Annotated in this window: 27 protein-coding genes; 15 read left to right on the forward strand and 12 right to left on the reverse strand. The window is 42.6% G+C overall.

Annotation, left to right across the window (positions count from 1 at the left end; translation table 11 throughout):
* Positions 1 to 154: 154 nt before the first annotated feature.
* Positions 155 to 382, reverse strand: coding sequence for a hypothetical protein (locus tag AABK37_RS28600; protein WP_432554880.1), 228 nt, complete (start codon positions 380 to 382; stop codon positions 155 to 157).
* A 351-nt stretch (positions 383 to 733) separates the two neighbouring features.
* On the opposite strand from AABK37_RS28600, the gene AABK37_RS28605 reads away from it, so the two are divergent.
* Positions 734 to 1,111 carry a hypothetical protein gene (locus tag AABK37_RS28605; RefSeq protein ID WP_432554881.1) on the forward strand — a complete coding sequence of 126 codons (378 nt, stop codon included), beginning with the start codon at positions 734 to 736 and terminating at the stop codon, positions 1,109 to 1,111.
* 197 nt (positions 1,112 to 1,308) lie between these two features.
* Here AABK37_RS28605 and AABK37_RS28610 read toward each other — a convergent pair whose 3' ends face one another.
* The 4 genes from AABK37_RS28610 to AABK37_RS28625 are packed head-to-tail and all read right to left on the reverse strand — an operon-like array spanning position 1,309 to position 6,074.
* Positions 1,309 to 1,806 carry a COG3650 family protein gene (locus AABK37_RS28610; protein ID WP_432554882.1) on the reverse strand — a complete coding sequence of 166 codons (498 nt, stop codon included), beginning with the start codon at positions 1,804 to 1,806 and terminating at the stop codon, positions 1,309 to 1,311.
* Positions 1,807 to 1,857: 51 nt separating this feature from the next.
* Positions 1,858 to 4,617, reverse strand: a complete 2,760-nt coding sequence (locus tag AABK37_RS28615) for a chloride channel protein (protein WP_432554883.1) — start codon at positions 4,615 to 4,617, stop codon at positions 1,858 to 1,860.
* A gap of 4 nt (positions 4,618 to 4,621) precedes the next feature.
* On the reverse strand, positions 4,622 to 4,756 hold the full coding sequence (locus tag AABK37_RS28620; protein ID WP_432554884.1) for a hypothetical protein: 135 nt from the start codon (positions 4,754 to 4,756) through the stop codon (positions 4,622 to 4,624).
* Between the two features lie 4 nt (positions 4,757 to 4,760).
* Positions 4,761 to 6,074 carry a TldD/PmbA family protein gene (locus AABK37_RS28625; protein ID WP_432554906.1) on the reverse strand — a complete coding sequence of 438 codons (1,314 nt, stop codon included), beginning with the start codon at positions 6,072 to 6,074 and terminating at the stop codon, positions 4,761 to 4,763.
* Positions 6,075 to 6,156: 82 nt separating this feature from the next.
* Between AABK37_RS28625 and AABK37_RS28630 the strand changes: the two genes are divergently transcribed.
* On the forward strand, positions 6,157 to 6,504 hold the full coding sequence (locus AABK37_RS28630) for a hypothetical protein (RefSeq protein WP_432554885.1): 348 nt from the start codon (positions 6,157 to 6,159) through the stop codon (positions 6,502 to 6,504).
* A 2-nt stretch (positions 6,505 to 6,506) separates the two neighbouring features.
* On the opposite strand, the gene AABK37_RS28635 is transcribed toward AABK37_RS28630, so the two are convergent.
* The gene (locus tag AABK37_RS28635; RefSeq protein WP_432554886.1) at positions 6,507 to 7,370 is read right to left on the reverse strand and encodes a Tab2/Atab2 family RNA-binding protein; all 864 of its coding nucleotides are present in this window, start codon (positions 7,368 to 7,370) and stop codon (positions 6,507 to 6,509) included.
* Positions 7,371 to 7,655: 285 nt separating this feature from the next.
* Here AABK37_RS28635 and AABK37_RS28640 point away from each other — a divergent pair, with 285 nt between their 5' ends.
* From AABK37_RS28640 to AABK37_RS28655, 4 genes are all read left to right on the forward strand, one after another.
* Positions 7,656 to 7,910 carry a TIGR03643 family protein gene (locus AABK37_RS28640; RefSeq protein WP_432554887.1) on the forward strand — a complete coding sequence of 85 codons (255 nt, stop codon included), beginning with the start codon at positions 7,656 to 7,658 and terminating at the stop codon, positions 7,908 to 7,910.
* Between the two features lie 154 nt (positions 7,911 to 8,064).
* Entirely contained in the window at positions 8,065 to 8,739 is a 675-nt protein-coding gene (locus tag AABK37_RS28645) for a methyltransferase (RefSeq protein WP_432554888.1), read from the forward strand.
* Positions 8,740 to 8,813: 74 nt separating this feature from the next.
* Entirely contained in the window at positions 8,814 to 9,110 is a 297-nt protein-coding gene (locus AABK37_RS28650) for a 4a-hydroxytetrahydrobiopterin dehydratase (protein ID WP_432554889.1), read from the forward strand.
* A gap of 105 nt (positions 9,111 to 9,215) precedes the next feature.
* Positions 9,216 to 9,758: a Uma2 family endonuclease gene (locus AABK37_RS28655; RefSeq protein WP_432554890.1), complete on the forward strand. Its 543-nt coding sequence runs from the start codon at positions 9,216 to 9,218 to the stop codon at positions 9,756 to 9,758.
* A gap of 376 nt (positions 9,759 to 10,134) precedes the next feature.
* Here the strand turns inward: AABK37_RS28655 and AABK37_RS28660 are convergent, their stop codons facing one another.
* On the reverse strand, positions 10,135 to 11,172 hold the full coding sequence (locus AABK37_RS28660) for an alpha/beta hydrolase (protein WP_432554891.1): 1,038 nt from the start codon (positions 11,170 to 11,172) through the stop codon (positions 10,135 to 10,137).
* Positions 11,173 to 11,723: 551 nt separating this feature from the next.
* On the opposite strand from AABK37_RS28660, the gene AABK37_RS28665 reads away from it, so the two are divergent.
* Both AABK37_RS28665 and AABK37_RS28670 read left to right on the forward strand, forming a co-directional pair.
* Positions 11,724 to 13,646, forward strand: coding sequence for a protein kinase domain-containing protein (locus AABK37_RS28665; protein WP_432554892.1), 1,923 nt, complete (start codon positions 11,724 to 11,726; stop codon positions 13,644 to 13,646).
* Positions 13,647 to 13,760: 114 nt separating this feature from the next.
* The gene (locus AABK37_RS28670) at positions 13,761 to 14,510 is read left to right on the forward strand and encodes a DUF561 domain-containing protein (RefSeq protein ID WP_432554893.1); all 750 of its coding nucleotides are present in this window, start codon (positions 13,761 to 13,763) and stop codon (positions 14,508 to 14,510) included.
* Here the strand turns inward: AABK37_RS28670 and AABK37_RS28675 are convergent.
* Together AABK37_RS28675 and AABK37_RS28680 are read right to left on the reverse strand one after the other, a co-directional pair.
* Complete coding sequence (locus AABK37_RS28675; protein ID WP_432554894.1) at positions 14,488 to 14,646, reverse strand: hypothetical protein; 159 nt, start codon at positions 14,644 to 14,646, stop codon at positions 14,488 to 14,490. The two genes, AABK37_RS28670 and AABK37_RS28675, sit on opposite strands and share 23 nt — an antisense overlap.
* Positions 14,647 to 14,664: 18 nt before the next feature.
* The gene (locus tag AABK37_RS28680; protein ID WP_432554895.1) at positions 14,665 to 15,813 is read right to left on the reverse strand and encodes a DegT/DnrJ/EryC1/StrS family aminotransferase; all 1,149 of its coding nucleotides are present in this window, start codon (positions 15,811 to 15,813) and stop codon (positions 14,665 to 14,667) included.
* Between the two features lie 341 nt (positions 15,814 to 16,154).
* Here AABK37_RS28680 and AABK37_RS28685 point away from each other — a divergent pair, with 341 nt between their 5' ends.
* The gene (locus AABK37_RS28685; protein WP_432554896.1) at positions 16,155 to 16,931 is read left to right on the forward strand and encodes an ABC transporter permease; all 777 of its coding nucleotides are present in this window, start codon (positions 16,155 to 16,157) and stop codon (positions 16,929 to 16,931) included.
* 93 nt (positions 16,932 to 17,024) lie between these two features.
* Here the strand turns inward: AABK37_RS28685 and AABK37_RS28690 are convergent, their stop codons facing one another.
* Positions 17,025 to 18,806 carry a hypothetical protein gene (locus tag AABK37_RS28690; RefSeq protein WP_432554897.1) on the reverse strand — a complete coding sequence of 594 codons (1,782 nt, stop codon included), beginning with the start codon at positions 18,804 to 18,806 and terminating at the stop codon, positions 17,025 to 17,027.
* A gap of 482 nt (positions 18,807 to 19,288) precedes the next feature.
* Entirely contained in the window at positions 19,289 to 21,055 is a 1,767-nt protein-coding gene (argS, locus tag AABK37_RS28695; protein ID WP_432554898.1) for an arginine--tRNA ligase, read from the reverse strand.
* A 221-nt stretch (positions 21,056 to 21,276) separates the two neighbouring features.
* Between argS and AABK37_RS28700 the strand changes: the two genes are divergently transcribed.
* Both AABK37_RS28700 and AABK37_RS28705 read left to right on the forward strand, forming a co-directional pair.
* Positions 21,277 to 21,696 carry an element excision factor XisH family protein gene (locus AABK37_RS28700; protein ID WP_432554899.1) on the forward strand — a complete coding sequence of 140 codons (420 nt, stop codon included), beginning with the start codon at positions 21,277 to 21,279 and terminating at the stop codon, positions 21,694 to 21,696.
* Positions 21,681 to 22,019, forward strand: a complete 339-nt coding sequence (locus AABK37_RS28705; RefSeq protein ID WP_432554900.1) for a XisI protein — start codon at positions 21,681 to 21,683, stop codon at positions 22,017 to 22,019. Before AABK37_RS28700 ends, AABK37_RS28705 begins: the two co-directional genes overlap by 16 nt.
* Positions 22,020 to 22,202: 183 nt before the next feature.
* Here AABK37_RS28705 and nadC read toward each other — a convergent pair whose 3' ends face one another.
* Positions 22,203 to 23,069 (reverse strand): carboxylating nicotinate-nucleotide diphosphorylase, encoded by an 867-nt coding sequence (gene nadC, locus AABK37_RS28710; RefSeq protein ID WP_432554901.1) that lies wholly within the window; start codon positions 23,067 to 23,069, stop codon positions 22,203 to 22,205.
* 205 nt (positions 23,070 to 23,274) lie between these two features.
* On the opposite strand from nadC, the gene AABK37_RS28715 reads away from it, so the two are divergent.
* From AABK37_RS28715 to AABK37_RS28730, 4 genes are all read left to right on the forward strand, one after another.
* On the forward strand, positions 23,275 to 24,753 hold the full coding sequence (locus AABK37_RS28715) for a CoA-acylating methylmalonate-semialdehyde dehydrogenase (RefSeq protein ID WP_432554902.1): 1,479 nt from the start codon (positions 23,275 to 23,277) through the stop codon (positions 24,751 to 24,753).
* 25 nt (positions 24,754 to 24,778) lie between these two features.
* On the forward strand, positions 24,779 to 25,231 hold the full coding sequence (locus tag AABK37_RS28720) for a GNAT family N-acetyltransferase (protein WP_432554903.1): 453 nt from the start codon (positions 24,779 to 24,781) through the stop codon (positions 25,229 to 25,231).
* Between the two features lie 222 nt (positions 25,232 to 25,453).
* On the forward strand, positions 25,454 to 25,687 hold the full coding sequence (locus tag AABK37_RS28725; RefSeq protein WP_432554904.1) for a hypothetical protein: 234 nt from the start codon (positions 25,454 to 25,456) through the stop codon (positions 25,685 to 25,687).
* Positions 25,688 to 25,806: 119 nt separating this feature from the next.
* Complete coding sequence (locus AABK37_RS28730; protein WP_432554905.1) at positions 25,807 to 26,196, forward strand: hypothetical protein; 390 nt, start codon at positions 25,807 to 25,809, stop codon at positions 26,194 to 26,196.
* The last annotated feature ends 147 nt before the right edge of the window (positions 26,197 to 26,343 follow it).

Raw genomic sequence — 26,343 nt, forward strand, 5'->3', positions numbered from 1 at the left:
GGACTCAACCAATAACCGCTATATTATTAACATCAAAACCTCCCAAACCTAACCCCCCTGCCCCCCTTCCCTTGTAGGGAAGGGGGGTTTCAAAGCCTCTCCCCCACAGGGGGAGAGGAATGGAAGCGGGGTTTTTGGTATATTTTAGGACTTTTTAAACATCCTCTAAATGATAAGTCTTTAACCGCACACGATATAATGCATCGACCTGCATTGTTAATGCATCGACTCGCATTGTTAATGCATCGACCTGCATTGTTAATGCATCGGCTTGCATTGTTAATGCATCGGCTTGCATTGTTAATGCATCGGTCTGCATTGTTAATGCATCGACCTGCATTGTTAATGCATCGGCTTGCATTGTTAATACATCGACTCGCATTGTTAATGCATCGGCTTGCCCCATCTAATACCAAATTGGCAAAGGATGTATGTTTATTAACACAGTACAGCGTTTTTCAGGTAAATCAGGTACACAGGTAGGGGCACAACAATGTTGTGCCCTTACAATAATCTGTACCTCACCAAGTTGCAATCTGCTGTAAGTAGATTTTTGCATCTATTATTGAGATGAATTTAGTCTCTACCGAGAGAGAGTTTTTACAGATAGCGAAAGCAAGTAAGCTGTTGACAACAACACCATGATGTTAAGTGCTGTTAATGCAGCCAAGTCAAATTCTGGCTGAGATTTATCGAACTATTCTCAATAACCTAAGTCAAGAGGATTTGTGCAATGAAAAAGATGATAATTGCCTTGTTTATCATGCTCTCCTTGACCCTATCGCTAGGTCAGGGGCAAGCTCTTGCTGCAAGCGACTGCTTGAAAACGCTAAATACTGGCGCAGCTACGACCATACCAGTATTTTACGAAGATCAAGCTGCTTTCTACGGCTGGTCGGGAGGTGTAATTACTAATGATATGTACTACAACTCCTGCGGTCAAACTGTGACTATCAAAGTTAACTATGCTGACTGGAACAAAGCCCGAGAAGCAGGAAAGCTAGATGGAATTCGATATATATACAAAACACCAAACGAGAGCAAAATTGGCGTTAGGAAGGTTGCAGGAACTCAACCCACCGATATCAAAATTGAGGATTTCTACAGCTAAAGAGCGATTCTCCGTAGGAGAGGCTACGCCAACGCACTGAAAAATTAGATCCCCGACTTCTCAAAGAAGTCGGGGATCTGGACACGCGCATTTTCACAAATCAAGACGTGATAAATCGTCGTCTCTACTAATTTTTAATCGCACCTCTGACTAAAATCACCGTACTCTCTACATTAGATGCGATCGCGAAGTGACTTTTATTTTTTTTCAGCGCAGCCTTCTAAAACTGTGTTATTCAGGATGAAAGTTGCTGAGTAAGGATATTGTTTGTCAGACATTCCATCGCTACATGTACTTTCTTTCTTAATAATTAACATACTGTTGGGTTTACCCTGCAATTGGTAAACTCTTACTATGTCTGCGGTACGCCCTGCGGCTTTGATTGGTGTAACATAAGGAAAAGTTTGCTTTTTTGCATTTGGCGAAGAGTAGACAATTCCGCTTTTGCTTACAGTTACATTCCAAAACGGTTCAGTACCTACGCTAGTAAATTCATCAATTTTAGTGGTATTTTGAGCTATTAAAGGTCGTGCGTCATTGGCGAAACTGCAATTACCAGTGAATAAGATTGCACCCAATCCGAGTACGATCGCATAGCTAATACCATTTGGGTTTTGAGATTTGTTGCTATGCAAGCGTTTCAACAATCCATTTGTCGCAATCATTTTTTCAATTGGTATAATTTGATTTTTCATGTTTTAATCATCACATGAAATATGTTTATTTTGCGTCTTTGTAGATAAAGGTTAACTTTTAATCGCACCTCTGACTAAAATCACCGTACTCTCTACATTGGATGCGATCGCTTCCGGAATATTGCCTTTAACCGCTTGCTGTAACAATCCTTCTTGCGAAGCACCTAAAACCACTACATCATAACGTTCGGTTTTTACTAAGTTAATTATTCCTTCCGAAACCGATTCGGCTTTCACAGGTTCAGCGGTAACAGTGCTAGATAACTTGCGACGACGAATCAATTGACGAATCGATTGTTCTAAAATTGTCATATCTGGTTTTAACTCAGATGGTTTGAATACCCGTGTGAGGCGAATTTTTGGATCTTTCCCCAATGTGACTAACGCAGGTAGCAATTTAATCGCCAATAAAGCATTCGGACCACCTGCCATCGGTACTAGCCAGCTGTTGAAGTGAGGAGTGGGGGAGTGGGGGAGAGGGGGAGGGGGAGATGAGGGAGATAAGGGAGATAGGGGAGATAGGGGAGATGAGGGAGAAATTTTTTTATGTTGTCCCCCTTGTCCCCCTTGTCCCCCTTGTCTCCTTGTCTCCTTGTCTTTTTGTCTCCAAGGAGTCTCAACACTCGCAGCCAACTTCACCAGCAACAAATCGCAGGTAGCTTGCTTAATTAAGGTATCGACAACATTACCAAAAATCTTACCTGGGGTAGATGTATTTCCTTTCCATCCCATTAAAAGTATGTCTATATGTTGTTCGTTGATAGTTTCTAAAATTGCTTGGGCTGCATCGTGGGCAGCGCGAATTTGTGTATGTAGGGGAATTTCCCACTTTTTCGCCATGACTTCGGCTTGTCTGAGCAAGCGACGACTTTTTGCAGTTCTGACTGTTGTTTCTGATGGGGAACTGTGGCGGGATACTAGTATCACTTGGATGCATTCTATTTCATAATGGCGATCGCGGGCAATTGAGAAAGCCATTTCTAATAATGTCGCTGCTGTTTCGGGATTAGCGATGGGTACTAATAATTTGCCTCTGCCAATGCAGGGCGATCGCGTTTGATAAACTATATAAGAAGGTTCGGGTTGCGGTCCTGAGGATGCATTTTTACAATTAAGATGATCTGCTTCAGCGCGAATTATATCTGCACGGGTAATAATCCCAATCAGCCTTCGTCCTTGGAGTACCGGCAAGCGACTGATTTTATAACGGTCTAGTAAATACAGTACATTACTTAAGTTATGGGTGGGTGATACTGTCACCGGACTGCTAGTCATGATTTCTTTTAAAGGAATATCATTTGCTAGATTGCGTGAGCCTATTTTGAGTAAATCTGATTGGGTGACAATTCCGACTAACTTACCTTCTTCTACCACCGGGAAACCACGATGATGAGAACGGGCAAATGCCTGCATTGCTTCTTCTAAAGTTGTCTCTGCTTCTAGAGTTTCTACTCGTTCCTGCATTACTTGTTTTGCAGTTAACTGTGTCAATATTCCTTCACTAGAAGCTTGTCTATTAATGGTTATGCCATTTATAAACAGAAGTTTATCATACAACGAGCCTGGTACAACTTTGTCAGCAACTAGGTAAGATGTTACAGAAACAATCATTAAAGGTAGCACCAGATTGAAATCTGTAGTCATCTCAAATACAATCACAATTGCTGTAATTGGTACTTTGGAAACCGCACTAAAAAATCCTCCCATTCCCGCTAGTGCATAAGTTGTGGGAGAACCTCCACCCAAAAGGTTTGATTCGCCCACACCCACTAAATAGCCTAAAGTAGAACCTAAGATGAGACTGGGTGCGAATATACCTCCCGGCGCTCCGGAACCAAATGCAATCAAAGTTAAGATAAACTGAGCTACAAAGGCGATCGCTGCCCATGAAGCATTAGCATTGCCAGTAATTATCTGTTCTCTTAAGCCAGTATTATCACGGAAATACGCTGGCAGTATTGCCATGATAATTCCGGAAACCAAACCAGCTAACGCCACCCGCAACGGTAAGCTGATGTGCAGACCTCGATAAAATTTTATACTTGCAATCAAACCGCGATTAAACAAAGCACCTAGCAACCCCGCTAGAACTCCCAACAGCAGAAAAAAGGGAATTTCTGGAATTGAGAAGCTGCTAGAATAACTTGATGATTGCAAGTTTAGCGTCAAATTGCCACCACCCAACAGCCTGGATATTACCCCACCAATAAACGAAGCGATGATGGCGGTTCCCAGAGTCATTCCCGATAAATCTTGAAGTAACTCCTCGACAATAAATAATACACCAGCAATGGGAGCATTGAAAGCCGCCGCCAAACCCGCACCCGCACCCGCAGCAATCATTTGTCGGCGATGATCTGGAGAAGTGGGAACCAAGCGACTCATTCCCGCAGCCAAACCCGCACCTAATTGAACGGTGGGTCCTTGTCGTCCTAAAGTTATTCCCGAACCTAAAGCAATAATTGCACTAATGAACTTGACACCTGCCACGCGCCATGATAACTTAATTGGAACATTCGCAAGCGAAGCTTTAACTTGAGGAATACCACTACCAGAAGCCTCAGGTGCAAACCTTTCCACTAAAAATCCAGCGAGAAAGCCAAAAGTCACACCAACTGCTGGTAATACGAACCACACAGGAAAAACGTGGGACGTATGAACTCGCCATGTCCCTAACCATCCCGATCCGAATTTTAGAAATACAGCAGATAAAGCAGCGACCACACCAATCAAACAAGCTTCGGCGATCGCTAAACCTCTTCTAGGTTGCCAAAAACGGCGAAACCGCTGATTAAGAACAGCAAGCGACATAAAATTAAAGATTTAAAGTAAAAAACACCCATTGGTAATTGGGCATTGGGCATTGGGCATTGGGCATTGGGCATTGGGCTTTTCCCCTTTCCCCATTACCCATTCCCCCATTACCCATTACCCATTCCCCATTCCCCAATCCTTCAAGTTTTTCTCCCGGTGGTAGAAAGTCCATCCACTATCAAAGACGGAGTATAACAAGAACCATTCCAATCGGCATCGCCACCAAGTAAAACCACTTGTTTAAGAGCAGTATAGACATTACCTGCAACCATAGTATCTTTAACCCGCCCAATTACTTGACCATTTTGAACGCGGTAGCCCAAATCAATATTGATCGAAAAGTCGCCAGAAATGCCGTTACCACCGCCCAAGATTTGATCTACAATCAAACCATTATCCAGCTTTTGAATCAAGTCTTGTAGCGAAGCTGAACCAGGCTCGATTAAGAAATTAAATAAACCAGGGGTAGGATAGCTACTTAAATCAGGGCGAAAACCATTACCAGTGCTACCTGTACCTAATTGATGTCCGATAGTGCGATCGCCGTAAAAATTTTGCAAAACTCCATTTTGGATAAATACTAAAGGCCTCGTCGGTGTACCTTCATCATCAAAAGGACAGCTGTAAGGTCCAGCAACCGGGTCTTGGTATAAAGTCAGAGTTGGTGCCATTACTGGTTTACCAATCCGGTCAGCCCAAGGAGAAGTTTTTTCCAGCACTCGTTTACCATTTAAAGCCGCTTGTACAGTACCCCAAAGCATATCAGCGGTTTTAGAAGTAAATAATACTGGAACGCGACCGTTAGGGGGTGAAACATTTTTTTTTGCCCACATCAACCGCTGTAAAATTTGGTTAGCTACTTTCTCAGGATGTAAATTATTCCGCTGAGTTTGACCATCGGCGACACTCAAAAAATCATCGCCGCGTACCCATTCAGCTTCTACATAAGAATTAAGGGTAGTGTCGGTGTAGTAACAATCTAAACCTTTAGTGTTGACAAGTCTGGTGGTTTCCACATCGCATTCCCACTCAGCCGTACAGAGAACATCTGGGTAAGCATCGCGAATGAGAGCGATCGCTTGTTTGCCCCAGTTTACCAACACCTCTATCGGCACATCTTCTCCCAAGTCTGGGTAAGAAGGTTGAGACTTGCTATTTAATTCTACAGGTTCCGGTTGATTCAGTTGACTTAAAGATAACGCCCGTTCCACCATTGCTTGCGCTTCCACAGAACCGTAAGCCACTGTTAGTCCCGGACACCCATTCCGCCACAACCGCAGTGCTGTACCTTCAGCTTGATTGGTTTCTAGCTGTTTTAGACGATTTGCCTCAAAAAACACAGGTCGAGAAAGCGATCGCGACTGATACACCTCAGCCGCTTCTGCCCCCGACTTGATAGCTAGTTCCAACAACTGTTCTGCTAGTGTATCTTGTGACAAATTTTCAGAACCCATGACCCTTGATGATTTTTGAATTGAGCATTGGGCATCGGGCATCGTCCAAGTGGGCATCGGGCATTAAGCATGGGGCATAGGTTTGGCTGTGCGTTGCGGTGAGTCCACTCGGCGGTGTCGGTTTGGGTCTATTCGTAGTGGCGAACCCGTTCGCGGAGCGTCTTTGAAGGAGAAGGGAGGAACACGACCGTTGAAGCATCTGCCGTCATTGGTAATAATTCTTTCCCTTTCACGCCAGTTCGCCCAAGTCGGCATCCCCGACGGCAGGTGCTTCAAAGGAGGGAACCTCCGCAACGCACTGCCTCCCCAAGCGACTGGCTCCCCTTTACCCTTTACCCTTTTCCCCTCTTCAAAAAGCCCATTGCCCATTGCCCATTGCCCATTGCCCATTGCCCATTGCCCAATGCCCTATGCCCAATTCCCTAACTAAATTTACGGCAAATTGACCTCTTGCAACAGCCAGAAACCAGCAAAAGATTCGGCTCTTGCATCGGACTGCACCCCGATAAAGTGAACTCCGTTAGCTTTTTGCTTTGCTTCTTCAAAAGCTTTGGCTTGTGCTATAGTATTGTCATTTTTCATATTCGCCAAAATCCAGCTTTCAGTCGCACCAGTTTCTAAAATTAATCTCGTTGCTTTACTTGTGTCAAGTCTCAACCAAGCCAACTCCAAACCAGACATCCAACCCGCTAAAGGTAACGCTCTTGGTGAGAAGATTAACACACCAGGAATCCGGGCTGACGGTGATAAATTCGCAAATTCTATCGGGAAAGATTCACCAAAGCCGATTTCCCACTCATGCATTTCCGCAAAATCCGCACCTTGCAAGGTAACAAACATCCATTGCTGTCCTTCCAAAGCATCTGGTAAACGTTGAGGTAAAGGACTTTCCAAACGCACCGAAACATTAGTTCCCTCTTGATACCCAGGTTCTTGAGGATACACCTGTTCCATCCGCTGTTGCAGCCATTGATTAAGCATCAAAGTGCGACGGCTAGCTAGAGCCGGAATGCCCACATCTTGGCAAGCTTTAGTTATCATATTGTTCATTTGCCGCCGGAAGAAGCGGATTTTCAGCGGTGCTTTTCCAGCTTGATTGATTGCTTCTTTCAACGCAGTTCGCAACCAACCGGAATTTACCTGCGTACTGGGGCAATACTGAGCATAGCGAAATAAAGAATCAGCTTTTGTGCGCGTATCCAAAGGACTCTCGCACACTAACACCTCCCAAATCTTTTTGTTGTTCTCGTCCAAAATCGGACGGGAGTAATAATCGAGTTCCCAAATACTGCCCATGTTATGCCGTTTAAGTCTGGCGACTTCATATTTTTTCTTATATTTTCATGATATAGGGCGTTGGTTGTTCGTTTTGCTTATTTTGAAAGTTATTCTCGTAGTAAGCCAGAAGAGCGCTTTTATAATGGGCACGCGCATTGCCCACTACATGTGACACTTACTTAAGTCCTATATCTGATAGCGCTTTTTCCACGCCTTGTGGATGATGACGATTTTCATTTATATTTATTAAACTTTTAGAGACATCAGCACAAATATGTATAATAATATCTGTGTCAAACTCAAATGAAGCTACCTGAACTAGATTTAGAAACGATTGACAGAGTTATCGAAATGGCATGGGAAGATAGAACGCCATTTGAAGCAATTGAAAAACAATTTGGTTTGCAAGAACAACAGGTTATTACCCTCATGCGTCAGGAAATGAAGCCATCCAGCTTTCGGATGTGGCGCGAACGTGTTGAAGGACGCAATACTAAGCATTTGCACAAGCGAGAATTTATAGCTGGTCGATTTAAGTCAGATAATCAAAAGACTTAACCTAATCAGATTTGCGAGAATTCTGACTCGTATACGATCGCTATCAAACTTAAACTAAATACACGCTCGTCCCAGAATAATCTTTTTCGGCGTTGGGCGCATTATCAATAAGGTGGTATATTTGTTGATAAATTTACTTTTATGACCCTTCCAAGTGACCAAGCTGCATCTACAAGTACCCGGATTCCAAGAACTTCATTCCGAATTTCTATCTAAACAGTCTAGCATTGGTACTTACAGTATTAATGGACTTAATATCATTGCCCTATCGAATATATATCATCCAGAACCAGAATCCAGCACCTTGTTTTTCTTGAAAACTATTCTGGAAAAATTTCAACACCTAAATAGCAAGAAAGGACGGCTCCTAGAGTTAGGGTGTGGTACAGGTGTTATTGGACTATGTTGTAGTGAATATGTAGAAGAATTGTACCTTTCTGACATAGACGAAAATGCTGTATTTTGCACCCAGATTAATGCATTCTTAAACTACATGCAGCCAAACATATACCATTCCAACCTCTTCGAGTCTTTACCTAATATCTTATTTGATGTAATCCTTTTTAATATACCTTTCTTAGACAAAAAGATTGAGACGATCGCAGAAGTGGCAACTAACGATTTAGATGGTCAGATATTCCTGAATTTTATCAAACAAGTTCCGAAATACCTTGCCCCCAAAGGAGAAGTATTTTTTAGTTATTCCAATTTGGGAAATTTAGAACTTTTTCAGAAAATTCCCGAATTCTTTATAGTTGAAAAAATTGCAAATGAAGAAGATAAAAAAACCGGAATATCCAGAAGTGTTTTTCACATGAAAATCAAGTAAATATGTTTGCCACAAATCTAACTGTGAAAATTTTTATTTTATGAGAAGATTTTAGATAAGGAGCAGAGTAATTAATGTCAGGATACAAGCTAAACGAAGTAGAACTACAAAATGCAATCTCCAATCTGCCCGGTTGGACAGTAAAAGAAGGCAAATTGCACAAAGAGTATAAGTTTAGTTCCTTTGCCGAAGCAATGGGTTGGATGGTTAGCGTCGCTATCTACACCGAGAAAATAGGGCATCACCCCATATGGTTGAACATTTACAACTTGGTTCAAGTTGATTTGATGACCTACGATCTAGGTAATGTCATCAGTAACCTGGACGTAGAACTGGCTAATAAAATGGAGGAACTAAGTAGGTCAGTGTGAATAAATACAAGTTTTCAGTGGGGAATTCATAAAGGCGATCGCTTTTTTCCTTCTTGTAGTTGTCTCCATAATAGAAATACACAGCATGTCAAAGTAAATGGTTTTATGTCCCTTACGCTTGAAGACTTAGAAAAAATGCAGCAACAGTACCCCGACTATCGCATGGAACTAGTCCAGGGTAATATCATTGTTATGAGTCCATCAGGATATGAGTCAGATGAAGTTGCAGCGGCGATGATCTCCGAGTTAGCCAACTGGGTTAGACCGCGTAAACTCGGACGAGTAACTGCTTCTAGCGCTGGTTTTAGATTACCAAATTCAGACTTACGCGCACCGGATGCATCATTTGTTTTAGCAGGACGCTTGCGTCGCAGTCCCAAAAGTTTTGCTCAATTAGCTCCGGATTTGACGGTTGAAGTGAAGTCACCGAGCGATAAATTAGAGGAACTTCGGGCAAAAATTCAAGAATTTCTCGTGGTGGGAACTAAAGTAGGAATTCTCATCAACCCAGATGAGCGGATTGTTGAGGTTTACTATTCTGGACAAGAAGCGGTGATACTTGGCGATCAAGATGTTCTGACGGTTCCCGATTTGCTTCCAGGTTGGGAAGTGCAGATTTCCGATTTGTGGGCGCCAGAGTTTGATTAAGGTTTGGAATATTATGTTTCTGCCATCACACACTATTTTAATTTTTATAGCCGTAGTCACATAGGGAGCGGACATCGACAGATGATAAAACTTAGACACAAAAAGACTTTTCACCCAGTCCAAGCGTCCCTAGTCCCCAGTCCCTTGCTATAATTTCGGCGTTGATCAAGAGATATAAAATCCTCTATATTCAAGCGTCACAGCCTTAACCCGGTTTTCTGTTCTGATCAATTTTCGTTACCCGTGTAGCGGAGGATCAAATCAACAATCGGTTTGATCGTACCTGTATGAAAAAATATCTGTAGAGCAAAGAGCGAAATTGCCCCGATTAGCAGATTGACTGCCGACCGAGGCGGTTGCATCACTGCTCTGCTTTCTATTGAACGGTTTTACCCGCAAATCTAGCACGGAGTTCAGCTGCTGCTTCATTCACCGCTTGCTTTGCCTTATCGATTACTGCTCCTGCGCCAAAGAACTCATGCGTGACACCAGGATAATTCGTTGCCCTTACCGAACAACCTGCCTCTCGAAGTCGCTGCGCGTAAGCTTGCCCTTCGCTGCGGAGCGGGTCAATCTCTGCGGTGATCACCGTTGCTGAAGGCAATCCACGCAGGTTTGCTCGTAAAGGCGAGGCATACGGGTTCTGTCCGTCCGCCTCGTTTCGCAGGTAGTAACCCCAAAACCATTTCAACATGGCTTGGTTGAGCGGTTTGGCGTTCGCGTTTTCCCGATAAGAGGGCGTGTCAAAGGCGTAATTCGTAACAGGGTAGATGAGCATCTGATGCACGGGCATTCTGCCCTTGCGATCGCGTGCCATCAAGCAAGTGACCGCCGCCAGATTGCCACCCGCACTTTCCCCACCAACAGCCACCCGCTTTGGATCGCCTTTGATAGTCGCCGTATTGCTCAACACCCATTGAGTTGCAGCGTAGGCATCTTCTACGGCTGCTGGAAACTTATACTCTGGCGCTTGTCGATATGCAACAGATACGACGATGCAGTTTGCCGCATTCGTCAATGCACGGCATGAGGCATCGTAAGTGTCCAGGTTAGCAATCACCCAACCGCCTCCGTGGAAATACACCAGTACCGGAAAAGGACCGTTTCCCTTGGGTCGGTAGATGCGGGCAAGGATATCGCCTTCGGGTCTTGGAATAAGCTGATGGCTCACATCTCCAACCATTTCCACCGCAGGTTTACCCTGTTTCGCAAGTAATCCCATGACTGCGCTTGCTAAAGTTGGGTTATTGCGAGCATTGAAGGGTGACTGTTTCTCGATCGGCGGTGCTTCAAAAGCGGCAAGTTCATCTAAAACCGCTTTCATTTGAGCATCGGGCGCTCCTGCGGATAAAGCTGTCTTTGATAAAAGCGGACTGCCAAGCGCAAGCGCCGTAGCCCCTGCCCCGGTTAGCAAGACAAACTTTCTTCTCGATATTTCCTGATTCATCTGTTTTTTAAATCGTTACTGGTAATGACGCAGTACAAATGAGGCTGCAAGCAAATTTTCTTACTTGGTGTTTGCCTGACTGCCAACGATTGCTGTACCCAATCGTACACCATTCGGTTATCCAATCTTAAGTAATGAACATTACGAGATGTAGCGATTACTGCTGGCAAAACAGCAACAACTAATTTTATTAAGGAAGATTGCGAGTATCGGCTGATGTTCTTTAAATATTTTTTACTTATCGTAAAAAGCTGAAAGTCATCTCTCGTTTATGCTGTAACAAATTTAGCATCGCAGTCAAATAGCGATCGCACTTGGCGTTCCCCAATTTGTTCAAAAGTATTTATTATAACTATATCTCTAGCGCTTTTTGCCGATAAAAATACTAACAATAAATATTTAGAGTCTTTCAGAAAACAAATTATCCAGATTTCGTAGCGTGGACTTTCCTACCCAAACTACAAATACAATTTCGAGTACTCCGATCCCAGACGCTAACCTCCTCTTGGTGCCCAAAAATGACTTACTGCCTCAATCCCAGATGCTCAAAGCCTCTCAACCCTGACGGGACGGTATTCTGCCAAAGTTGTGGGACAAAATTAATACCGTTGCTCAAAAACCGCTATCGCATCATCCGTCCACTAGGAAGTGGAGGATTTGGTAAAACTTTTTTAGCAGAGGATGAAGACAAACTTAAAGAATATTGTGTCGTCAAGCAGCTAGCACCGAAAGTATTAGGAACGAGTGCTTTGCTTAAGTCAATGCAGCTTTTTGAAGATGAAGCGCGGCAGCTGCAACAGCTAGGAAAAAATCATCCCCAAATTCCCACACTACACGCTTATTTTAATCAGAATAATTGTCTATATTTAGTTCAAGAATTTATTGAAGGAAAAACTTTAACACAAGAGTTAAACGAACAGGGATGTTTTAGTGAAGAAAAAATTTGGAACTTATTAAAAGAACTATTACCCGTTCTCAAATTTATCCATGAACATCAGGTAATTCACCGAGATATTAAACCAGATAATATTATCCGTCGTCACAGCGATGGACGATTGGTATTGATTGATTTTGGCGCTTCCAAGCTAGTAACAGAAGTCAAAGGACAACAGGGTACACAGATTGGTACGCATGGGTATAGCCCCTTAGAACAAATGAAATGTGGTGAGGCTTACCCAGCCAGTGATTTATTTAGTTTGGGAGTTACATGCTTTCATCTATTAACAGAAATCAACCCATTTGATTTGTATATAAATTCGGGATATAGCTGGGTAAAAAACTGGTGTAAACACCGTAAATCTCAGATGTCCCAAAAACTTTATCAGGTAATTAACAAGCTTTTACAAACAGATATTCAGAACCGCTATCAGTCAGCAGATGAAGTTCTGCAATTACCTCAAATATCACATCAGGTATCACAATTTGTTACCCAGCCGCCGAAATCACGGTTTAATTTTCAGTTACCACTAGCACCCGCGCCATTAGGAAATAAGAAATGGCTAATATATCTACTCATCTCAGTGTTGGTATTAGGCGGATATGTCATTTTGCATAACCTATCGTCGGATAACCCAACCTTGATTGGACATTCAGGTGAAGTGAATTCCCTTGCTTTTAGCCGCGATGGTATTACCCTTGCCAGTGGTAGTGATGACAAGACTATCAAAACTTGGAACCTGAATAATAAAAAAGAAATTCGCCCCTTTAAGGGACATTCAGATTTTGTTTATTCTGTTGCTATCAGCCCGGATGGTCAAATTATTGTCAGTGGCAGTAAGGACAAAACTATCAAAATCTGGAATTTGAAGACGGGACAGTTAATTAATACCTTGTATGGGCATAAGGACTTTGTTAATTCCGTTGCCATCAGCCCGGATGGTCAAACTATAGCTAGTGGTAGTTACGACCATACCATCAAACTCTGGAATCTGAAAACTCTACAGTTAATACGCACCTTTAATGGGCATTCGGCACAAGTTTTGTCAGTTGCCATTAGCCCAGATAATCAAATTCTTATCAGTGGCAGTAAGGACAAAACCATTAAAATGTGGAATTTGAACACAGGACAGCTAATACGCACCATTCAAGCACATTCAGCTGATGTGAATGCTATTGCCATTAGTTCCCGTGGAGACATGTTTGCCAGTGCTAGCGATGACAAAACCGTCAAAGTGTGGAATTTGAACACAGGACAGGAAATCCGTACTATTCAAAGCCATTCCGCTGATGTGAATGCGATCGCTTTCAGTCATGATGGTGATAAAATTGCTAGCGGCAGCGATGACAAAACTGTAAAAATCTGGAAGCTGGTGACTGGAGAGCTACTAGATACCTTAAAAAAGCATAAAAGTGCGGTTTATGCTGTTGCTTTCAGTCCAAATGACAAGACACTGGTAAGTGCTGGTGCCGACAAAACTATCAGAATTTGGCTTGTTCGGTGAAGCGTTACAGAACTATTGCACAACAAATCCACCAATAATGGGCAGCACCCACCCGAAGAAGTAGCGAGACAACGGTAGAATAATCGTTATTTGCGTAGCTTTGCAAGACTAACTATGACAATGCATTCTTCTCTCCAACGTGCATTTGCTAACCGCCAAGCCCTCAAAGTTATCAGCGGCTTAAATAACTTTGATGCCGATCGCACAGTCGCTATTGTTAAAGCAGCCGATCTCGGTGGTGCTACTTTTGTTGATATCGCGTGCGATCGCTCTTTGGTTCAATTAGCTAAAAGTTTGACAAATTTACCGATTTGTGTTTCGGCAGTTGAACCAGAAAAGTTTGTCCAAGCTGTTGCTGCTGGTGCTGATTTAATTGAAATCGGCAATTTTGATTCTTTCTATGCCCAAGGACGCCGCTTTGAGGCTGAGGAAGTTTTAGCCCTGACTCGGCAAACTCGCGCTTTGCTGCCAGAAATCACCTTATCTGTAACCGTTCCCCACATCCTGACACTGGATAAACAGGTACAGCTAGCTGAGGAATTGGTGAAAGCAGGTGCTGACATCATCCAAACCGAAGGTGGTACTAGCAGCCAACCCACACACCCCGGAACTCTAGGATTAATTGAAAAAGCTGCTCCCACCTTGGCAGCAGCTTATGAAATTTCTCGTGTAGTATCAGTGCCAGTATTGTGTGCTTCCGGCATTTCTAACGTCACAGCACCATTAGCGATCGCTAGCGGTGCAGCTGGTGTTGGCGTCGGTTCCGCCATCAATCAACTTAACAGCGAAGTAGCAATGATTGCTGCTGTGCGTGGTTTGGTAGAAGCTTTAGCGACTGCGATCAAAGTAGGGAGTAGGGAGTAGGGAGTAGGGAGTCGGGGAGGGGGAGAGGGGGGGATGGGGGGAAAGAATTGTTCTCCTTGTCTCCTTGTCCTTTTTGTCCCCTTGTCCCCTTGTCTTCTTGTCCCCCACTCCCCACTCCCCACTCACCACTCCCCACTCCCCACTGCCCTATCGTTTACGCCAAACAATCCTTCAACGCATAAATTACTTGGTCTTGCTGTTGTTGTGAAAGTTCTGGGAACATGGGCAAAGATAAAACCTCATTGCAGGTTTGTTCTGCAACAGGCAATTGTCCTGCCCTGTAGCCCAGACTTTGATAAACTGGCTGTAAATGTAAGGGGTGGGGATAGTAAATCATTGTACTTACACCCAAAGATTGCAACCGATCCCGAACCCAGTCGCGATGTTTGGCGCTGGAACCATTTCGCCCTTCAGATAGTACAAGAATTGTGTATTGATTCCAAACGCCTGAACCACCAGTTAATTCTTGAGGAGGGATGATACCGGGAATTGATGTGAGTAACTGATGGTAACGTTGAGCGATCGCTCGTCGCTGATTATTCCAACTATCAAGATAACGCAGTTTAATCTGAAGAATAGCCGCTTGTAAAGCATCCAAGCGACTATTTACACCTATTTCCTCGTGAATATAGCGATTTTTACTACCATGATCTTTTAATACTCGCAGCTTGGCAGCAATTTCTGGATCATTAGTTGTTATCGCTCCCCCATCACCGCAACCACCAAGATTTTTAGTTGGGTAGAAACTAAAGCAACCGATGTGTCCAATGCTTCCTACTCTTTGCCCTGCCCAACTTGCGCCTGTAGATTGAGCGCAATCTTCAATTACTATTAGATTGTGAACTTTGGCTAAATCCATCAAAGCAGTCATATCCACAGGTTGTCCAAACAAATGAACTGGGATAATTGCTTTCGTTTTGGGTGTAATTGCCGCTGCTATTTGCTGCAAATCCAAATTATAGGTAGTCGCGTCAATATCAACGAAAACTGGCTTTGCACCGACAGCGCTGACAACTTCTGATGTCGCAATAAAAGTAAAAGGTGTAGTAATCACTTCGTCCCCCGAACCAATTCCCAAGGCTCGTAAGGCTAAGTAGAGTGCATCAGTCCCAGAGTTACAACTTACACATTGACTCACACCATGATAAGCGGCAAACTGTTGCTCAAAGCTGGCAACTACAGAACCGCCGATATAACGTCCAGAAGCCAAAAGTTCTAAAACAGCTGCACTCACTTCTGCTTCAATGGTGCTGTATTGCTGCTTGTTATCAAAGGCAGGGATAGTATTTATGCTTTGGATCATGAGTTTTCATTTAATTTGAATATTGGTGACTGAAGATTAGGGACGCTTGGACTGTAAAAAATGAATGATGACATAATTTTGCTCCAATCCCTAATTCCCAATCGCTGCACGAAACACTTTGACAGTCGATTTTTGCGCTTTTGAATTGCTGATCGAAAAGCTATTAAAGGCTGTCGAACAGAAACCGCCTAAGTAAGGGTTTTTACTTAGGTTTATAATTGGTAAAGCTACCAATCGTAGGCATAAAGGGTGATATATATCAACCAAGATCCAACACCTTGAATTAAAGTTCCAAGTGTGTAGGCGAATGAGCAAAAAAAATTTCAAAAGGTAGAAAATCCATGCAGGATTTGATCAAGTTGGATTTGGTTGATTTGGTTATGGCTGTAGGATTAATGGCGATCGCCATTGGTTTATCTGCGCTTTCTAGACTAGGACTAGAATTAAACCTAGCCCTCGCTACTGGGAGAACCATCCTACAACTACTTGTGTTGGGATACGTTTTAGACTTCATCTTTGCTTTTAATAACCCTTGGGCAGTCTTGGGGATTTTGGCAATAATGCTGACGATAGCAGCGATTGTCGCACGAAATCGCATCAGTCAGAAAATACCCCAGGTTTTGCCGTTAGTCTGGGGAGCAATTTTCATCAGCACTTCGATCGCACTGTTTTACACCAACTTCTTAATTATTCAACCAGACAGATGGTATGAACCGCAGTATTTGGTTTGTTTGGGGGGGATAATCTTAGGTAATGCCATGAATGCAGCAGCGATCGCCGGGGAACGCCTTGTTAGTACAATTAACTCCAGCCAGCTAGAAATTGAAACCCACTTAAGCTTAGGGGCAACACCTATGCAGGCAATTACTCAATACCGCAAAGACGCCATCAAAGCCGGATTAATTCCCACTTTAAATCAGATGACGCTTATCGGTATGGTCGCACTACCACCAATCACCACCGGACAGTTGCTAGGTGGAGTACCTCCCCTTGATGCTGTATCCTACGAAATTTTGATTATATTCGCGATCGCCTTCACCAACTTGCTGACAACTCTCTTAATTACTCGCGGTTTGTGTCGCCAGTTTTTTAACTCCACCGCGCAGCTGGTGAGGTGAGGGGGAGTGGGGGAGACAAGGGGACAAGGAGACAAGGCGACAAGGGGACAATTCTCTCCTTGTCTCCCCATCTCCTTGTCTCCCCATCTCTCCTCACCCTTGCGCCGATCGCGTATGCACTACTTGACCTTGGGCATCATAGACGATTAAAGGTAGGTTAGCGTTTTCACTAATGGCACTTAATGCTTCTTGCAATACTTGCAGATGATTGGTGATACCAGCAAAAGAACTTGGGTCTTGAGGATTGGCGTTAACTAAACTATTTTGCAGTGCTTGTTCATACTCAGCCGTGATTTTGACGGTAATTCCTTTGTTGTTTATGGCGAAGGTGCAAATCCGAATTTGACTCGAACAAGTTTTTGCCAACTCTGTCCGGGTTTGTTGCAAATTAAGCGCAATTTCGGCTTGTTGTTCTGCTTGTTTAAAAGCATTTGTATAAGGTTCAATCAAAAGTTGCGCTTGTGAGTAATAAAAGCTGTCAGCCCGAATCTGTTTGACGGTGTTCAAAGCCTGATACCAGTTTGCCCGCGCTGCTTGCCATTGGTTTTGTTGCTGATATGCTTTAGCTTGGTTGGCTGTGTTAATGGCTTGTTGATAAGATTTGGCAGCTAATTGTTCAATAGTTGCGCGATCGCGTGCGGTTGCTAGTTTCGCTCTATAATCAGCTAGGAGATTTTGCGCTTCTTCGTATTCTGGGCTAGTCTTGGGAATAATAACCAAGGCATTAACTACTACCTGCCAAGTAGACTGCACTTTTTGCAAGTCTTTAAGAGATTTAACTTTAGTTTCCCACTGTGCAGCTACTTTGGCTACAGATTTTGCTGCTGCTAATTTTTTAGACCATTTTTCTTCATTAAGTAACTGCTGATTTACAGTTTGCAATCTCAAGCGATACAAGGATAATTTGCGCTGCACCAGTCCATAAAGTTCGTTTTCAGGATTGATACCTTCCAATGGTGCGATCGCCTGTCGCCAAAGTTGTTGTTTATTATGTAGTTCTCGTATATTATTTACCGGAGTTTGAGTTTCTAACTCGGCTATTGATGCTGATTGCAAAGCTTTGAGAACCAACTTAATTTTTTCTGACTGCCCTGATAAACTTGTAGAAAGTTGCTCTGCTTCTTGGTGTCGTGGCGACCAAGCAGGAATGTTTTTTAAGTTGGTGCTGGCTGTTTCAAATTGCGCGTGCAGTTTTGCTAATTCTTCATGTGACCTAGCATTGCGCGTTAATTGCTGGGATGATTTTTGTAAATCAGCCGCTGTTTGTATCTCTTTACACTCAGACATTACACAAGGACGAGTCAACAAGTAAGCACCGGTGCCTAACAATGCAATTCCTGACAAAATAGCACCCACTATAATCGGTTTGATTGAAGGTGATCGCTTTAAAGTTGTTACAAAAGACAAATCCTCAGCATCCGCCATCGGGTCAAACGCTTCCTCCTCCACAGTTGATGCAGAATAAGTTACAGAATATGAGGGTTCCGAGGGTTCCGAGGGAGATGAGAAAGTAATTTCTCCCCTTGTCCCCTTGTCTCCTAGTCCCCCTTCTCCCCCTTGTCCCCCTAGTCCCCCCACTTCCACTATCAAAGAATGCTTGGCGTAAGGAAGTTTCTCGCCGACGATTCTGAGAAAAATTTCTACTTGTTGGTTTCTGCAACCTGGAAGCGATTTAAGTGCTTCCTCTAGTACTGCGAAAACTTGCTGGGTAGGGGTTGTCACACTTAGGGGATGTTCAGTTAGAATCATTAGCTGGTCATTTTTGACAGCACACTTAACCCGGAAAAGTTCACCAGATAAGACTTCTGCACGTAAGTGTTCCTGCAAAATTGTTGCCAAAAGCTGTAAATCTTCTTGCTGGACTTCTACTTTCATACATCGATCCCGCTGGTCTTCTATATTGTTTTTACTATCTTCGAGTGTATAGAATGAATAACTTCCGTTTTTTGATTGCAAATGCACAGTTTGATCAACCACAGCCTTAAAGTCCGAACGAACAACTTTTTAACACAACTTACAATTTTTTACTAAAAATTAAACTTTCTTAAAATTTAATAATTCTTAAATATTGGGTTTTAACGTTTGGTTGTTGACTATTGACTGCAAATGTGAAGAGGCTTTTTGTGCCTGATTATGAAGCCTTGAATTTCAAAGAAAGCAAATCGTTTCAATATCAAACGAATCATGACTGTAAAGGTCTTTGCGTCACGATCGCATAACCCAATCTCCTCAGTGGTAAGGTTAATCTGGTAAGTGGCAAGAATGATTGCTTCATCTCATTCTTACCACTTGGTAGAGTGACTATTTACAAGTTTAGCTTGGGTTAAGGTGAGGAAATCTTAAAGCCATTGGAACATCTACATCCTTTCCAATACCTCAATTCCCAACAAGGAAAGTCCCAGTTTCAGGGTTTTAGCAGTTAAATTGCATAGCACTAACCTAGATGTCCGCAACGGTTCTTCTGCATCCAACACTCTAACTCCACGATCGCGATCGTAAAACAGATTGAACTTCTGGCTTAGTTGAAACAAATACTCACACAGACGATTGGGTAGTAAATCTTGCTCGATCACACTTATAACTTCATCCAACTGTAATATATGCTTCGCCAACGTTATCTCTGTTTCATGCTGCAACAGGACTTTTGCATTTCCTAACTGCTCAAAGTTAATATCACCCTTGCGGCTAATTCCCTGAATCCGCGCATAAGCATACAACATATAAGGTGCTGTATTACCTTGGAGAGCCAGCACTTTATCATAACTAAAGATGTAGCTGCTGGTGCGGTTTTGACTGAGATCGGCATATTTAACCGCACTGACACCAACTACTTCAGCAACTTTGTTAATAAACTCTTCAGTTTCTTCACGCTTGTCTTCTTGTAATCTTTTTTCTAGGTCAGCACGGGCATGAGCGATCGCACCATCCAACAAATCCTGCAATCGTACCGCATCCCCAGACCGAGTTTTCAACTTCTGACCATCTTCACCCAACACCAAACCAAAGGGTGCATGAACAAACTCTATATTATCTGTAATCCAACCAGCTCGCCGTCCCACTTGAAAAATCTGGGCAAAATGATTAGTCTGTTCTGCACCAACTGGATAAATCACCCGTTGAGCTTTATCTACCTTAACCCGATAACGAATTGCGGCTAAATCCGTAGCTGCGTAATTATAACCCCCATCCGACTTTTGCACAATTAAAGGTAGAGGTTCACCATCCCTATTTGTAAAACCTTCGAGAAAAACGCATTTGGCTCCTTGATTTTCTACTAACAGCCCCAGTTTGTCCAACTCTTCTACTACTTCAGGCAACAATGCATTATAGAAGGATTCACCCCGCTCAATAAAGGGAGCAATCCCCATTAAATTGTAAATTACTTGGTATGCTCTACTAGATAGTTGACAGACAATTTTCCATGCTAGTAGAGTTTTTTCATCACCAGCTTGTAACTGTACCACCGCTTGTCGAGCAACTTCCTTAAACTCCTCATCGGTATCAAACCGTTTTTTTGCCTGACGGTAAAATGAAGACAAATCTCCTAAATCTAGTGTCTCATCGGTTGTCAGTGCTTCTGGATATTCGGTTTGCAAGTAGGCAATAAGCATCCCAAAGGGAGTTCCCCAGTCTCCTACATGACTAATCCGCAGTACATCATCACCGACAAATTCTAAAATTCGGGAAATACAATCTCCAATCACTGCTGGACGCAAATGCCCTACATGCATTTCTTTGGCTATGTTCGGACTGGGATAATCGACAATTACCCGCTTTGGGTTTTTGGTGGGTGCTATCCCCAACCGAGGATCGGTCTGAATCGCGTTGAGTTGCGCTTCTAAGTAGGTTGTTTTCAGTTTTAGGTTAATAAAGCCAGGACCGGCAATTTCTGGAGGTTCGCAGATATCACTTACATCCAATTTGTCAAGGATAGCGGAAGCGATCGCTCTTGGTTGCTGTCCTAGCTTTTTCGCTAAGGATAAGGATACATTTGCTTGATAATCACCAAACTTAGGATTATTTGTAGATACCAAAATTGGGTCAATTTCGGCGTATTCCGCGCCAAAAGCTGCTCCCATCGCTTGTTGAAATTTAACTTTAAGTTGTTCTTGTGTAGCGTTCATGTTTAATTTACGGTTCTGCCAAATATCTGGCTTTTGTTTTGAGTTTCGGCTTACAGATGCATTGTAAGCTTTACTCCTACTTCCAGATAACTATGTAGTATAATATTACATTATTTGGTTAGTTATGTGCGGCGGTGCGATCGCAACTCCTCAATATAAATCTTGAGGCTTGACAATGTGTAAGACTTGCGTTCTACCCAAAATTTTTATTAGAAACTTATATGCCCAGACGCGATATTTACCACGATACTGTTAAACGTGCCTTGCAAAAAGCAGGCTGGACAATTACCCACGATCCATTTCCTCTGCAAATAGGTAATAAACGTTTATCGGCTGACTTGGGAGCAGAACGTATAATTGGTGCTGAGAAAGAAACAGAAAAAATTGTTGTTGAAGTCAAAAGCTTTGTTGGTGAGTCGGATGTCAAAGATTTAGAACAAGCTTTGGGACAGTATGTTTTATATCGTCAAATCCTAAATGAGATAGGTGAAGAGAGAGATTTATACTTAGCTGTTTCTCGACCAATTTTTAAGAGTGTGTTTAGTATAGAGTTAGGACAGATTTTGTTAAATAATAAAATTATTAAATTACTTGTATTTGATGATGTAACAGAGGTGATAGTCAAATGGATACCCGATTAAAGTATCAACAAATAATAAAAAATATCCTCAAGGAACACGCAGAATATCGTGCATGTATACCTGATAGCTATGATTCGCAAGTTTTATTTGATGATGAGCGAGGACGCTATTTAGTTTTAGATATTGGTTGGAGTGATGATAAATATCTACACGCAACACCGATTCATCTAGATTTAATTGATGACAAAATTTGGATTCAATTTGATGACACAGAAGAAGGTATTGCTAACGATTTATTAGCAGCAGGGGTTCCTAAAAATGATATCGTACTTGGTTTTCGCCATCCTCAAGTACGAAAATATACAAGTTTTGCCGCGAGTTAAATTAATTTTTCATGATTTGTAGCGATTACTTTTCGAGTTTTGAAGATGTGTGGGTGAATTGCTCCCCTTAGAAGTTAGTATTTGCGCGATAGCGTTCGCGTAAGCGTCCGTTCTGCGGAAGCGCTGCCGCCTTGCGGCGGATCGCACTCAGCAATTAAGAGAAAGCGATCGCACCTGCTTGACTTATTGAATTTTCATACTCAAATCTAACCACTTTGAGTGCGTAATCGGCGCACTACTGGAAATATAATCTACACCCGTCTGAGCTATAAGGCGAAGAGTTTGCAAAGTCACATTACCTGAAGCTTCAATTTTGACGCGGTTATCTAAGTCGCGAATCATTTGCACCGCCTCACGCATCAAATCAAGAGACATATTATCCAACATAATAATATCAGCTTTATGCTGTAAAGCTTCTTTCACCTGGTCTAAATTTTCTGTCTCAACTTCTATTGTTAGAGGATATGGAATTTGAGAACGGATGCGGTTAATTGCTTCTGCAATTCCTCCCGCTGCCGCGATATGATTATCTTTAATCATCACTGCATCATCCAAACCCATGCGGTGATTTATCGCACCTCCTACAGCAGTTGCATACTTTTCCAAAATCCTTAAGCCTGGTGTCGTTTTGCGCGTATCAACTAACTGGGCTGGTAAATCGGCTATTTCCGCTGTATATTTACGAGTTAGAGTAGCGATACCACTCAGACGCATAACTAAGTTGAGAGCAACCCTTTCCCCCATTAATAATGCATCTAGTGAACCTTGCATTTGTGCGATTACTTCCCCAGGTTCGCACTGTTGTCCTTCAGATGCCACAGCCACAAAGCTGACTTTTTGGTTTAAAAGTTGAAAGACTCTGGCAGCGATTGGTAAGCCGGCTATCACTCCTGATGCTTTGGCGATCCATTTAGCTTGTCCTTCTGTTGTATTCTCAGATAAAAGGCTTTGGGTTGTGCGATCGCCTCTCCCAATATCTTCGATTAACCAGCTTTGTAATAATTGATCTAATATCAGAAATGGCGGTAATACAGGTGTGGAAATTTTCATTATTTAAACAAAACTAATGTTTATAGAATAACTTAAGAGAAATATTCGCTGTTTGATTAAACTCAGGATTTAGGCACAATTATGGGAAAAGGAATCGCAGAGAACGCAGAGAACACAGAAGTTGAGAGTTTGGGAGAGTTTTTACGCTCATTCTGTGAAGTTAAAGGCAAAATAGTTATATTCTTGCATCTACATTTTTCTTTCCATGAATACTATTCCCACTTTACACAATTACATTAATGGTCAATGGTGTGCATCTACTGCTACAGAATACTTAGAAGTTATCAATCCAGCGACGATAGAAATTTTGGCTAAAGTCCCTTTGTCACCTGCATCTGAAGTTAATCAAGCTGCTGATGCGGCAGCGTCCGCATTTGTTACATGGCGACGCACTCCACCGTCGGAACGGGTGCAATATTTATTTAAACTGAAGAATTTGTTAGAAGAACATTTTGAGGATTTGGCACGGACGATTACTTTAGAATGCGGTAAAACGCTGGCTGAGTCTAAAGGTGAAATGCGACGTGCGATAGAAAATGTAGAGGTTGCTTGCGGTATTCCGATGATGATGCAGGGAACTAATTTAGAAGATGTGGCAAAGGGTATTGATGAAATGATGATTCGGCAACCGTTGGGAGTTGCTGCGGTAATTTGTCCTTTCAATTTTCCGGGGATGATTCCATTTTGGTTTTTGCCGTATGCGATCGCCTGCGGGAATACCTACATTGTCAAGCCTTCGGAAAAAGTGCCGCTAACTATGCAAAAAATCTTTCAGCTTTTAGAACAAACTAATTTGCCCAAAGGTGTAATTAATTTAATCAACGGTGCTAAGGAAGCTGTAGATGCAATTTTAGATCATCCGAAAATTCGCGCAATTAGTTTTGTCGGTTCAACACCAGTCGCTAAATATATTTATAGTCGTGGGGCAGCTAATGGAAAACGCCTCCAATGTCAAGGGGGAGCGAAAAATCCGATTATAGTCTTGCCGGATGCAGATATGGCAATGACTACCCGGATTGCGGCTGATAGTGCTTTCGGTTGTGCGGGACAACGTTGTTTAGCTGCTTCAATTGCGGTGACAGTGGGAGAAGCGCGTCATACATTTACGGACGCGATCGCCGAAACTGCAAAAAACCGGATTGTCGGTAATGGTTTAGACCAAGGTGTAGAAATGGGACCGGTGATTGATGTCCGCAGCAAAACGCGGATTGAAAGTTTAATTGAAAAAGGAGCAAATCAAGGGGCAAAGTTATTAGTAGATGGTCGCAGTCCTCAGATTACGGGCTATAAAAATGGTAATTTTATTCGCCCAACGATTCTGCAAAATGTAGATCCAGTTGGTGAAATTGCCCGCACAGAAATTTTTGGTCCCGTACTGAGTTTAATTCACTTGAATAGTATTGAGGAAGCGATCGCTTTAGTTAATAGCGGTCAATACGGCAACATGGCTTGTTTATTTACTACCAGTGGCGCAGCAGCTCGTAAATTCCGCTATGAGGCAGAAGCTGGTAATATCGGCATCAACATTGGTGTTGCCGCACCTATGGCATTTTTCCCGTTTAGCGGTTGGAAAGAAAGCTTTTTTGGTGACTTACACGGACAAAGCAATCACGCAGTAGAATTTTTTACTCAAACTAAAGTAGTAGTTGAACGCTGGCGCGATGAATGGGCGCGGCAGTTTTAAAATAAGTATGATTTCTTGCCAGAGAATGACAAAGGAATTACTGAGTGATGCTTTTGGTTTACTCAGTGAATTCCTGAACGAAGATGAATACTATCTTGACAGCAGTGGCGCTTACGGTGATGGTGGTAATGATGCTTTACAAAGCGCTCTAGAACTGTTTTTGCAACACCCAGAAATCGGCTTTATCTGGCTGGCTTATGATGACACAAAACCTGTAGGCGTTTGCGTAGTTTGCTTTGCCATTTCTACTTCTATAGGGGCAGTTGTGGCAAAACTTGATGATGTGTTTGTTACAACAAATATGCAAAACCAAAAAGTCGGTTCCACACTAATTACTTCTCTGAAAGAAGAACTACGTCTATTAAATATTCGCCGAATTGATACAAGTGTGCATTTACACAACAGTGCGGCACGTCGTTTTTACGAAAAACATGACTTTTTGCGATTAAATGAAGAACGATTATCTTGTCAGCTTTAACATATCAGAATAATATCATGGGAGCGCAAATCACACATACTGTAGAGACGCCTCTGCGCGGAACGTCTCTATGACGGTAGCGATGTTTTTATTACTCAGTTGGTAAAAAAATTGGTTACGGATTCTGGAATCGGAATTTTCTGGTGGGTATTTACCTCAAGAGTAAAACCAACTATATAACTTATCTCCATGAAATATCTTACCCCAGAAATAATTCGAGCTATGACCCCTATGTTTATTGCAAGTGTGGGAGCCATCATTGGTGTTGCTGTTTTATTCTCACCAGGCATTAGTGATGCAAAAACGTCTGCTGGTTTTGGTCTTGCTGGAACGGCGATCGCTGGTGCGGCTGGACTTGCTCAAAGTAGCAAAAATGAGCAGGATTTTTCAGTGAAGAAGCAGGGGGACAAGTTGGAAGTTAAAACCCCAGACTCTGAGCATAGTGACAGAGATTAATTTTTTGGGCACTCAAGTGATGTGAAATTCGTCACAGTACAGGTTTATTGACCAACGTGCATTTAGTGGTAATTTTGACAAAAAGTTGACCTAAATGCAGGTAATTGGAGGAGAAGAACGTGAAAACAGCGGTTATTGTCAAAACATTAATTACATCGTTCAGTTTATTAGCTTTAGTTACCCCAGGTCGAGCATCCGCTCAAATCGTTCCCCAACCGTGGGTTTCTGTTGGTAGCCAAGAAGGTGATATAACTTATTCTGTAGGGGCGAGAGCTTTGAATCTAGGGGCTGAATTGGGATTTGGTCCTGACGGTTCTACTGGTGTAGATGTACTAAAATTCATTTCTTTGCCAGTGATTTCACCTTATGTAGGAGTTGGATTATATTCAGCAGATAAAGGTGTTGCCGTTTCTGGAGGAGTTCAGGTAGGCGCTACCGACAATGTTTTTGTTGGTGCGGGTTATAATTCTGTTCGCGGATTTAATGGGCAATTGGGAGTAAGATTTTAGTTTTTTCTGATTTATCTTAGGGTAGGTTGAGTAGAGCTATTTTAATATAGTTACCTTTCGCATAGTCAAATATATTCAAACATCAACTATCTATTCAGTTGGAGTTAGTATTTATACTGGACAGCAAATCCTACACTTGGCAGGAAG

Source organism: Tolypothrix sp. VBCCA 56010, assembly GCF_050875635.1.
GTDB lineage: Bacteria > Cyanobacteriota > Cyanobacteriia > Cyanobacteriales > Nostocaceae > Hassallia.